Raw genomic sequence first — 257 nt, forward strand, 5'->3', positions numbered from 1 at the left:
CGGGCGATCGCGATCATCGCGCGCACGCCGTCCATCGAGGTGCGCGACGGGACGTAGACGACGCGGAAGTGCTCGTCGGTCGACGGCACGGTGAACGTGCCGCCGTCGGAGAACAGCCGTGTCTGCGAGAGCGCGACGATGAGCGGCTCCACATCGTCCAGGGTTGCCGCGACAGCCGAGGGCCACCCTTCGTCGGCGGAGATCCCGAGAGCGCCGGGCACAGCGGCGGCCGCGAGGATGTCGGCCAGCCCATCGGT

At 71.2% G+C, this 257-nt stretch carries 1 protein-coding gene; it reads right to left on the reverse strand.

Going from position 1 to position 257, the window contains the following annotated elements:
- Window positions 1–257: hypothetical protein (locus ACZ3GY_RS24375; protein WP_465912360.1), on the reverse strand; the 257-nt coding region annotated here is incomplete at both ends.

The organism is Pseudomonas sp. PME37.24/006 (assembly GCF_055556635.1).